General features: G+C 34.6%; 8 protein-coding genes. 5 read left to right on the forward strand and 3 right to left on the reverse strand.

Features of this window, described 5'->3' with window-relative positions:
* The first annotated feature begins 463 nt into the window (after positions 1 to 463).
* The 4 genes from F6K40_RS35780 (at position 464) to F6K40_RS35795 (ending at position 5,143) form a co-directional block, all read left to right on the forward strand.
* Positions 464 to 1,564, forward strand: coding sequence for a Gfo/Idh/MocA family oxidoreductase (locus F6K40_RS35780; RefSeq protein ID WP_293143585.1), 1,101 nt, complete (start codon positions 464 to 466; stop codon positions 1,562 to 1,564).
* Between the two features lie 732 nt (positions 1,565 to 2,296).
* Positions 2,297 to 2,638, forward strand: a complete 342-nt coding sequence (locus tag F6K40_RS35785) for a cupin domain-containing protein (protein WP_293143587.1) — start codon at positions 2,297 to 2,299, stop codon at positions 2,636 to 2,638.
* A gap of 693 nt (positions 2,639 to 3,331) precedes the next feature.
* Entirely contained in the window at positions 3,332 to 4,027 is a 696-nt protein-coding gene (locus F6K40_RS35790) for an HAD family hydrolase (protein WP_293143590.1), read from the forward strand.
* A 510-nt stretch (positions 4,028 to 4,537) separates the two neighbouring features.
* Positions 4,538 to 5,143 (forward strand): hypothetical protein, encoded by a 606-nt coding sequence (locus tag F6K40_RS35795; RefSeq protein ID WP_293143593.1) that lies wholly within the window; start codon positions 4,538 to 4,540, stop codon positions 5,141 to 5,143.
* A 474-nt stretch (positions 5,144 to 5,617) separates the two neighbouring features.
* On the opposite strand, the gene F6K40_RS35800 is transcribed toward F6K40_RS35795, so the two are convergent.
* The 3 genes from F6K40_RS35800 to F6K40_RS35810 all read right to left on the reverse strand — a co-directional run bounded on the left by F6K40_RS35800 (position 5,618) and on the right by F6K40_RS35810 (position 9,626).
* Complete coding sequence (locus F6K40_RS35800; protein WP_293143596.1) at positions 5,618 to 7,084, reverse strand: glycosyltransferase family 39 protein; 1,467 nt, start codon at positions 7,082 to 7,084, stop codon at positions 5,618 to 5,620.
* A gap of 107 nt (positions 7,085 to 7,191) precedes the next feature.
* Complete coding sequence (locus F6K40_RS35805) at positions 7,192 to 8,484, reverse strand: RNA-guided endonuclease InsQ/TnpB family protein (protein ID WP_365673951.1); 1,293 nt, start codon at positions 8,482 to 8,484, stop codon at positions 7,192 to 7,194.
* Positions 8,485 to 8,660: 176 nt separating this feature from the next.
* Positions 8,661 to 9,626, reverse strand: coding sequence for a lysylphosphatidylglycerol synthase transmembrane domain-containing protein (locus F6K40_RS35810; RefSeq protein WP_293143599.1), 966 nt, complete (start codon positions 9,624 to 9,626; stop codon positions 8,661 to 8,663).
* 218 nt (positions 9,627 to 9,844) lie between these two features.
* On the opposite strand from F6K40_RS35810, the gene F6K40_RS35815 reads away from it, so the two are divergent.
* The coding region (locus tag F6K40_RS35815) for a DNA-binding protein (RefSeq protein ID WP_293143602.1) at positions 9,845 to 10,211 on the forward strand (367 nt) is incomplete at its 3' end.

Genomic DNA, 10,211 nt, shown 5'->3' on the forward strand with positions numbered 1-10,211 from the left:
ATATTACGAAAAGCAGTCCCAAACGCTTTTAGCAATGGGATAGAGGGTGTTGTAGTTCACCCCGTTAAGGTAACACTTAATTAAAACACTTGTCTAGGAATATTTTTCTATAGATTTAGTAACTATACATATTAGACATTTCCAGAAAATAAACTTACCCTTTATTTACCATAAAATAGAGTTGTAAAATTTCCTGATAAAATCATTTTCTGTACATTTTAACTAAAAATATATTCCCTGTTCCCTGTTCCCTGTTCCCTACTTTTACAAAAAGTCTACATATTTTTCACGCCTATGTCTATTACATAAGACCTAGGCTTTTCAAAAGTATCTATATATAGACAATACTCAAAATTATTTCTCTTTAAAATTAAGCGATCGCTTCGATACCGATCGCCCACAAAGGTAAAAACTTAAATAAGTAATAGGAAAAAGAGATCGACCTTGAAAAGTTTGGAAAAATATGCAACTACTAACTAAGACTCATCAATTTTCTCATTTTTTAGACAGAAAGTTAGATTTATTTGGATGTGTGCGTGTAGGTAATGGAAATGTCGCTTCATGGCATGAAAAAAAATTAAACGATATTGGAATTCAGACACTAGGAATTATCGAAGCAAATTTAGTTAAACAACAAGAGGCACTCAACAGAGGAATAAATGTATTTTCATCTTTTGCAAAAGCAGCAGAAATACGTCCGCTCTTCTGGGATATTTGTTCTCCTACAGATACTCATGTTGAAGTTATTAGGAATATTATAGAAATTGATAATGAGGCTAATATTATTGTAGAAAAACCAATCTGCAATTACGAAGAGATTCAAATATTGTGTGAGTTATTGCAGGAATTTCAAGGCAAGCTTGTTGTTAATGAAAACTATATAGCATCATCAGTAACTCAGAAAATTAAAGAACTAATTATATCTCTGAAAATTACCCCTCATAAAGTTGTCTCAGAAATGACTAAAAATAGAATCAATGATTTTATTAACGGTCGATTTATAGATGATAAACTTTATGCTTTTGGCTATGAAGGTTCACATATAGTTGCAAATGTGATGGCTCTGGGAAAAGAATATTTTCCTCAGAAAATTGGCAAAATATTTTATCAAGATATAGATCTAAATATTAACGATAAAAATTACTTTTTGCCCAAGCAAGGAATGACAGAAAAACATTATACGGCAGTCAATGGTGCAGAAGTTATTCTATATACTTCTATGGCAGGAAAGATAAAATATTTTTATCCAGGATACTCTCCAAAATACTTTGATAGAACTCCTGAAGAGGAAAATATTCGCTATCGTGTATTAGCTGTAGAAGATCATCAAAAAGGGATAACTGTAGCTGGATTTTATGAACCAATTCTTGGTAAAAACCGAGGAGAAGGAAGAGTTGTAATTTGCCAGGATGGTATTGTACAAAAAATTATCTCCTCTATAGCTGATGATACAATGGGTCGAGCCATGAAAAACGCTGTAGAATATTTCCAGGGAAAAATAAATAATCCTTGTTCCGCAACAACAGCTATTCAAATAGTAGAATTTATGAATTTATGGAATTAGCTATTTCAGTTATCAGTTATCAGTACCTATGCAATAAGGAGGCTTGACCGTTTTTTGAATTAAAAATTCAAAATTCAAAATTAGAAAAAGATAATTTTGAATTGTTATGACATCAGGAATAGACATCTCCAATAATAAAAAATCAAATCAATTCTTATCCATAAATTATGAATTACTTCCCCCTATTGCCCATTGCCTATTGCCTATTCCCTCTTTTCCGGAGATGTCTAATATTCTCTTTTTTATCCCCTTAAAAGGAGAGGCTTTAGACCACAATATTTCGGTAAAAAAAATGAAACTAAACAACAAAAAAGTAAGTATTCTGCTATAGCAATCCTAAATAGGTTGTGACAAATCAAAAAGTAAATAAAAAAACTGAAACTCTTGCCTGTTGCCTGTTCCCTAAAAAGCAGTAAGATTTTTGCCACGAATATGCGGAGGATTGCTATATTAGCTATTTTTTTAGATAAAAGCTTTATTAATTAAGTCAGAATTATAGCAATAGCCAGGGCGATTAGGACATAAACTGATGATGAATCTTAGACTAGGAAACACTTTTCCAACTGTTCCCAGTTAAGTGTTCCCAGTTAAGTGCTATAAATCTGACTACAAAAGCCAACTTTAAAGTCTATATTAATTTCAATTCCTTCCTTTAAGGTTGGGATATCATTGCTGAGAGTTAACAGCTAATAGCTGAATTATTATGTAAAAAAAAAGGAGGTTTTAAATTAAATGATACTTTCTACTGATAATATTCCCCAGGTCAGAGGACATTGTGGCACTATTAGAAAACTTGTATCACAAGGACCAGCTAAACTGGTACATCTTTTTGTAGATAAAGCAGAAAAACATTATCACAAAAAAACTACAGAATATTATTATGTACTTGACGGAACAGGACACATATCTCTTGACGATCAAATACAACCTATTAAAAAAGGTGATGTAATTACAATAGAACCCGGAGTCAAACATCAGGCGATCGAAGGTGAAACTCCATTAGAAATTCTTGTAATTGAAGTACCTCCTGCTCAAGGTGATTGTTATATTGTAAATCAGTCGACAGATTTTTAGAAAAAATGGAGTAGGGAGCAGAGAGAAAGAATGGATTATTTCTATGGGATAATTGATTTGTTTTTTTATGATTGGAGATGTCTAATAAGTCAAAATTAAAACCTATATTCAATAATTAATAATTAATAATTAACAATTAATAATTACCTCTTATTTTCAAGAAGAGGATTGGTTAAAAGGAATTTTTTCTTTCTCTTGGTCGATTGGATATGGCGTTTAGCTAGCGCACAACTTTCCTATCGGAATGCTCCGCAAACGTTAACGCTCCGCGACATGTAACGCGTAGCGTCCCGGAGGGAAAGGAAACCTCGCCATCCCACCCTTCGGGAAGCTCCGCTTTTCATGTCGCGCAGCGAAACGACAGCTTTTTTCTCCTTGATAAGGAGAGGCTTTCAACCTTTATTTTTCGGTAATCCGCCATTATGTTGTCACATTTTATTATAGGGATTTGGTATCTTAACCCAAGCAAAAGTGGGATTTGGAGACCAAACCCCTACTGTTTTTTTAAACCAATTATTTAGGCTTTCTATATCTAGAAAAGCTATATAAATTATCTCAAAAGGCAAATTTCCAAAGTCAGAAAAGATAGAATATTTGCAAACGGGTGAGAAAGGAAATATCTTGAGGATAAAATAATAGTTAAAAGTACGAAAGATTTATTCTCTAAAAAATTGATCAGTTACCTTAATCAAAATGACTACAATACTATTTTGGGATATTGACGGAACATTATTAACCACTGGTAGAGCAGGTATTTTTGCTCTAGAAGATGCGGCTAGAGACATAATTGGTAAAGAGATAGATTTATCAAAGCTCAATACAGCAGGAGCAACAGATTGCTTACTAGCAAGTCAAATTTTAGAATTAGGAGGTATTACTCCTGATGATGCCAAAATAGACCAATTATTACAAGTTTATGGTGAATATCTACCTCAAAATCTCACTAGAAAACAAGGCAAGATACTAGAGGGAGTCAAAGAAATTCTCTCCTACTTACACCCCAATCGTAATGATGTAGTTTCTCTATTACTAACAGGAAATACCTCTGTCGGAGCAAAAGCAAAACTTACTCATTATGGTTTAGATAATTATTTTAATTTTACCCAGGGGGGATTTTCAGATAAATTAGCAGATAGAAAAGCGATCGCTCGTCAAGCGTTAACGAGTGCCCAAGAATTAGTCGGAGAAATTAACTTAGAAAAAGTTTATGTCATTGGAGATACGCCCCATGATATTAGCTGTTGTCAAGCCATTGGTGCTAAGTCTATTGCTGTTGCTACTGGTTCCTATAGATTGGAAGAGTTACAACAACATAATCCTTGGTGGGCTATACCATCCTTACCAACACCAGATGTTTTCACCAAAAAGATAGGTTTAGGGAATGTTTAAAACCTGCTTTTTTTCCAATCTAACAAATTTGTCAGAAATGATGTTTAAAACTTGAAAAAGTGCCTGGCAAGTAAGTTGAAAACCGTCAGAAAGTTAGTATTTTAGGCAAGAGTTGGACAGAAAAATTGAGGAGAAGTTTTAACTTCTGTCTCCTCTAATATTCCTATTTCTCCTGACTACTACGAAGAGCAAAAAGACTTTTTCAGCCAACCCTAAAGTATCTGCTCAGTAAATGGGGGCAGACTACCAGTTTAGGAATTATTTCACGCCATTTGAGGCTTGCTATTTACCGATTTACTCCGGATTATTGAGCAGTTACGAAATAAAAATATGAGTTTTCGGCAAAAAATTATATTAGTTTGTATTAGTTGCGTAATAACTTATTAACAGCATAGATTTATTAATAGTCAAGGAAAAGTCTTGAGTAACCAAAACTATAGAAAGAAAACAACCGATTGCTAGGACTACAAATAGTGTCGCTATGTAATACCATTTCTAGGAGGTTAAACTATGCCAGCCAGTCCTGAAACCATGAATGCTATTCGGGATTACTATACCAAACTTAAAGTTCTTAATCTAAGGCAACCCAATGCTTATACTTGCCAGAGTACCTGTATTGCTATGGCTGTTGATGACCCAAATATTGAAGATATTCGTCAGCGGTTGGAAGCCATAGGCAATCCTGGCAATCCCCAGGTAATGGCTGATGTGATTCGTCAATTTCCGGTTAATTATGAATTGCATCTGAATGCCTGCCTTGATGATGTAAAAACCTGGCTAGAAGAGGGAGATTTTCTGATTACCCAAGGTTGGTTCACTTCTGAAGGTCATGTGATTTGCCTCTCAGGTCTGGAAATTGATACTGAAAATAATAGTTATAAACTTGAGGTAAAAGACCCCTGGAGCCAATTCGATGCACCTAACTGGAGGTACGATCTGGGAGGGGATTTATACGATGGCTATTATTCCAGCTATTGTATCTATGCAGCTTGTGTTGCCAGTAGCAGTTGTGCAGATGCTCAAAGTATCTATAACAACGGGGAGTTAGACTCTAGTCACAAAAATATGTGGGTGCATCGATTCATGCCCAAACCTGGGAACAGTTCTTCCTCATAGTAGTGGCTGAAGTAGTAATTGAAAGGTATATGTGGTTGAAACTGGGGATACTCTTTCTGGGATTGCCACTCGTTGGGATATCGTTAGAGGCGTTAGAGGCAGCCAATCCTCAAATCACTAATCCTAATCTAATCACTCCTGGTGAAATTTTGAATATCCCGGAATCATAAGTAGACTTTGCTGAATAAATTCTTTTTGGGTGCATCTCAATTAAGCGATAAGTAATGATACTCAAGAAAGAGGATGAATAATTCTATTCCAGAAAACAAATAGAAAAAGGAAAAAAGAGGGACAATACAATAATTGTTACCAGAAATGATTTACAGCGGTTTTCATTTTGGTAGACCACAGTAGTGACGTTCCATGGAACGTCACTACTCAGTTTTGGTTGTGAGGTGTGGTTCATCAACTTGAAAAGCGCTGTATGGATGCCCAAACCAAAGTAGTTATCATTCACAAACACCAAGCTAGACCTCAACTCAAATCATATAAATATACATAAGACCCAGGCTTTTCAAAAGTATCTATTCTGAGACCAATTTCATTCAGATAATAATTTAAAAATCTTCTTTCGGCTGGAATATGAGTATGAGAAAATAATAACCATACTCTTTTATTTCCCCGGAGTTTGTCTAAGTCTTTTTCATATCTTGTCATCTCAGTAATTGATAATTCTTGACCATCATATTTATCTAAATCGTCCACACCAATAATATAGTCACTTTCTTGATAACCATATTTTTCTGCATAATACTGAAACTGATATATTCCTCGTTGATAAACGTACAAAACATCTCCTGGTTGTTGATGTTTTTTGATATAACTCAACACAGGTTTAATATCTGAATAATTTAGAGGTTCTTCTATCAGATCGATAGCTTTTGCTAAGGGTTGCCTGAGTAATAAGATAATCAAGAAAATACTAATAATTTTGATTGGTGGAGATTTCGATTTTTTCAAAATAAAACTTCCACCTTCTGCGATGAGAAAAATTACATAAGGTGTGAGAAATAAAACCAAACGACTCCGAAATGGGTATTGATGTAAAAAGGATGCTAAAAAAGTCATTAATAACGGAGAAAGTAAGAGCAAAAAAATTTTTTTTCTGCTCAACCAACAAGAAATACAACCTACTAAAAAGGCGACAATAGCTAACCCATCAACCCATTTACTAAAGCCTAAAGGTTTATAGAAAAATTTCCCAAAAGCATCCAGCATCCAAATAATATCAAACGGGGAATTTGGAAAACCATCTCCCCAAGAAGTTGTTAAGGTTTCATTGCCAGTTAAATTTCTCAAAGATACAAAATAAAAGATGATAAAACTTAAAACCCAAGCTGAGTAAATAAGTAATAATTTTTTGACTTTACTCAGGTCTTTCTGCCAAAAATTAATTAGTAAAGCACTACTGCCAATACTTGCCAAAATAAAGATAGAAGGATGAGAAAACCAAATAGTTATCGCTCCCACCAAAGAATATTTAATTATCTGACTCCGGTTCAATTTTTGTGGCAACAAAGGGAGTAATAATAGATATAAAAAGAGAGCGATCGCTACATCGCTAGAATATTGTTTAAGTTCTGCTGAGTAGTAAACTAAATATGGCAAACTAGCAAACAAAGTTAAACTAATAATAACAGCAGATTTAGGAATCAATTTTTTACCTAATTCATAAAATAAAAGCAATGACCCGACACCACAGATAAAAGGAAATAACCGCAGAGCATATTCATTATTACCTAATATCTGAACTGCTAGTTTTTCTACCATTAAAAAACCTATCGGCGCACCTTGGTCATAATCCAAAGGTTGGAGTAATTCTAAATAAGAACGATTGACAATATTGAGAGCTAAAACTGCTTCATCTGCCCAGAGAGAACGATTAGCTAAATATTGAATCAACCTCATAGCTATTCCAAAAGCAATAATCAAATAAGGCAAGATTGGTATGTCAAATAAAAACTTAAAATCTGGTAAATATAACTTTTTACTTCTCTTGACATCCTCCCGACGCTGCTATACGCGAGACAGCGCGGGATTCCCATCCATCACTCGAACAGACTAAGCTGAACAAATAACTCAGAGTGGGTTGACACATCACTGGAAAATGCTGGCTTGCCAGTCTGACCCTTCCTCCGTGTCCGTTTAATTGTCTCCGAGTGCCCCTCGGCGACTTCAGCAAAAAGTGATAACTGTACGGGATTTTCTGTTGCTTTAGTTTCAACCTTGGTTTTTGGTTGAACGGTTTCTAAAATGTTTACCGCAGCGTTGACATCTCTATCATGGGATGTACCGCAATTCAAACAAGTCCATTCCCTAACGTTGAGTTGCTTTTTACCACCTTTAAAACCACAATTAGAACATTTTTGTGTAGTAGGTTCCCATCTGTCAATAACTCTAAATTCCCTACCATATTTCTCGCATTTGGCCTCAGTTAAAGTTCTGAATTGTCGCCACCCTAAGTCACTAATTGCTTTAGCTAACTTACGGTTTTTGACCATACCAGAAACATTCAAGTCTTCTAAAACAATGGTGTCGTATTTCTTGGCCAAATCAGTTGATAATTTGTGCAAGAAATCTGTACGAATGTCTTTGATTTTACCATGAAGTTTAGCTATTTTTAATCTACGTCTTTCACGACGTTTACTGCCTTTTTCAGTATGAGCAAATTTACGTTGGAATTTAGCTAACTTCTCAAGGTTGTGTTTAAGAGGTTTTGGAGCATTAATTTTATCTCCATTACTCAAGGTTGCAAAAGTTGAAATACCTAAATCAATGCCTATTGAACTATTAGTTTTAGGCAAAGGCTCGGACTTAGTATCTACTACAAAACTAGCGAAATAACGATTTGCTGAATCTTTGATTATTGTTAGAGAACTAGGTTCAGCAGGCAGTTTTCTAGACCAAACTATTTTAATCTTACCTACCTTTGGTAGATAAATTTTATCTTGACCAATTTTGTAGTTAGCACCTACAAATCTTGCAGTTTGCTTTGACTTTCTACTCTTGAATAATGGTGATTTAACTTTAATACCTTTTCGTTTACCTTTGCAACTATCAAAAAAATTTTTGTAAGCTTGGTCTAAATCCTTGAGAGACTGTTGTAATGGAGTAGATGCGACTTCTTTTAACCAAACTAATTCTTGCTTTACCTGAGTAATGAATTGCTTAGTTAAATCAACGTAACTTGGTTTCTTTTGACCATTAGCATATAATTGATTACAATATGCTAAACTTTGATTCCAAACATATCTACAACAACCAAATAGTTGATTTAATTTAGTTATTTGAACATGGTTTGGATAGATGCGGTATTTGTACCTGGCTTTCAATTTTGTCAACCCGTTACTAATATTAGTTACTATACTATACTATACTATAGCATGGGTTGGTATTCCCATACGACGCTCCCCTGCGGGAGAGCGCGGGTCTTCTACCAACATTTAGATAAACCAATTTGATAGAAGCCTTAAAATATAGAAACACTTCCCACCCTTCCGACACCTCCCACACTTCCCTACTCCCTACTCCCTACTCCCTGCTCCTTAATTAAATATTTCCCAAAAAATGGTAAACCAGCAATTGCTGGTAATAAATAACGGGATGTACAAAGTAATCCTAAAGCTGCTCCAACTTCTTGAGAAAAATAAGGTTGATAAAACATAATAAAAGCAGCATCACGAGTACCAACTCCCGCAAAAGTTAAAGGTAACAATCCTGCTAAAATTGCTAAGGGAGATAATGCTAAACTTGCTAAAAATGGCGCCCAAACATTTAACGCCAGAATAAAAAACCAGATTTGTAATAGATGCCCGAACCAGATAAATATAGAAGTAACAGCAATTTTTGTTAACTGTAGTTTGTCGTGCCAAAAATATCTGTGCATTTCTATCCAAGACTTTTCTAAATCATCAATTTTTAAACTAATTTTTTTAGGTGTAATTTTTCGGGAAATTTGAAAAAATATGCTGGCAAATTTCCGAGAGGATAATAAGAATAAGCAGATGATTAAACCTGATGCGACTCCAGCAGTCATTATCCAAAATAATAAGTCTTTTTCTGGATAAACAATTAATCCAAAAACGCACCAAATTAGTAAAGAAACCAAATCGCAAGCTTTTTCAAAAATCACTATAGATAAAGATAAAGTTCCCTCTAAATTCCCCCTTTGTTTCATAAAATAAGCTTTGACAATATCTCCCATTTTGGAGGGCAAAATCATATTCAATACACTAGCAGCTAAAATTAATTGATTTGCTTCCCAAAAATTCAAATAAGATGATGATTTTCTGCCTTTTTTTGGCATTAACTGTTGTAATCGCCAAGCAGTTAACATTGTCAATGGAATTATCATGTTGACGCTGATTATCATCCATACAAGGTTAGAATTTTCAAATACTTTTATGAGTCCAGTAAAATCAATTTTCCAGTAGATTGCTATCAGAATAAGTAAACTGATAATTAGAGAAATTAGTCGTTTCATTTACAGCGTGTTTCATATCAGTAAGGTACAACTGTCGCAGGCAAAATACCCAAGCTACAAAGACTTTATCATTAATATTTCTCTAAGGATTCAGCTTTCTCCAAAAATAGACTAACAAATTTTTTTTATCTGAAGCACCCAAATGTATGGCTTTGTAATTTTTGTATTATTTGGTATTATTCTGCTATACGCAATAGTAAAATATATAATTAAATCTTATGTTTGTCGGTACAACTGAAGCTGCTTGTTTATTAAATATTTCTGCTCAACGAGTCCGAGTTTTACTTAAAGAAGGTAGGATTCAAGGCGCTCGGAAAATTAATGGTCGAACTTGGGGGATTCCTCTGTACGAAGGAAGACCAAGGATCTCTGGTAAGAAACGTGGTCCTGAACCCAATTGGTCTCAAAAGCGCCATTGCGGTCAAAATACCCTTCATTTTAATCGACCTAATATAGACAAAAATCGGAAGCTCAAAAAGATTGATCCTGAAGCCGAAGATGATTATGTACTTTCTGCTCAACGTGGCTCTAAGATTTTAGCTAAAGGTCACGAAGTGGAGATTAATGGTCCTTGTCGGATTGTTT

Source organism: Okeania sp. SIO3I5 (assembly GCF_010672085.1).
Taxonomy (GTDB): Bacteria; Cyanobacteriota; Cyanobacteriia; order Cyanobacteriales; family Microcoleaceae; genus Trichodesmium.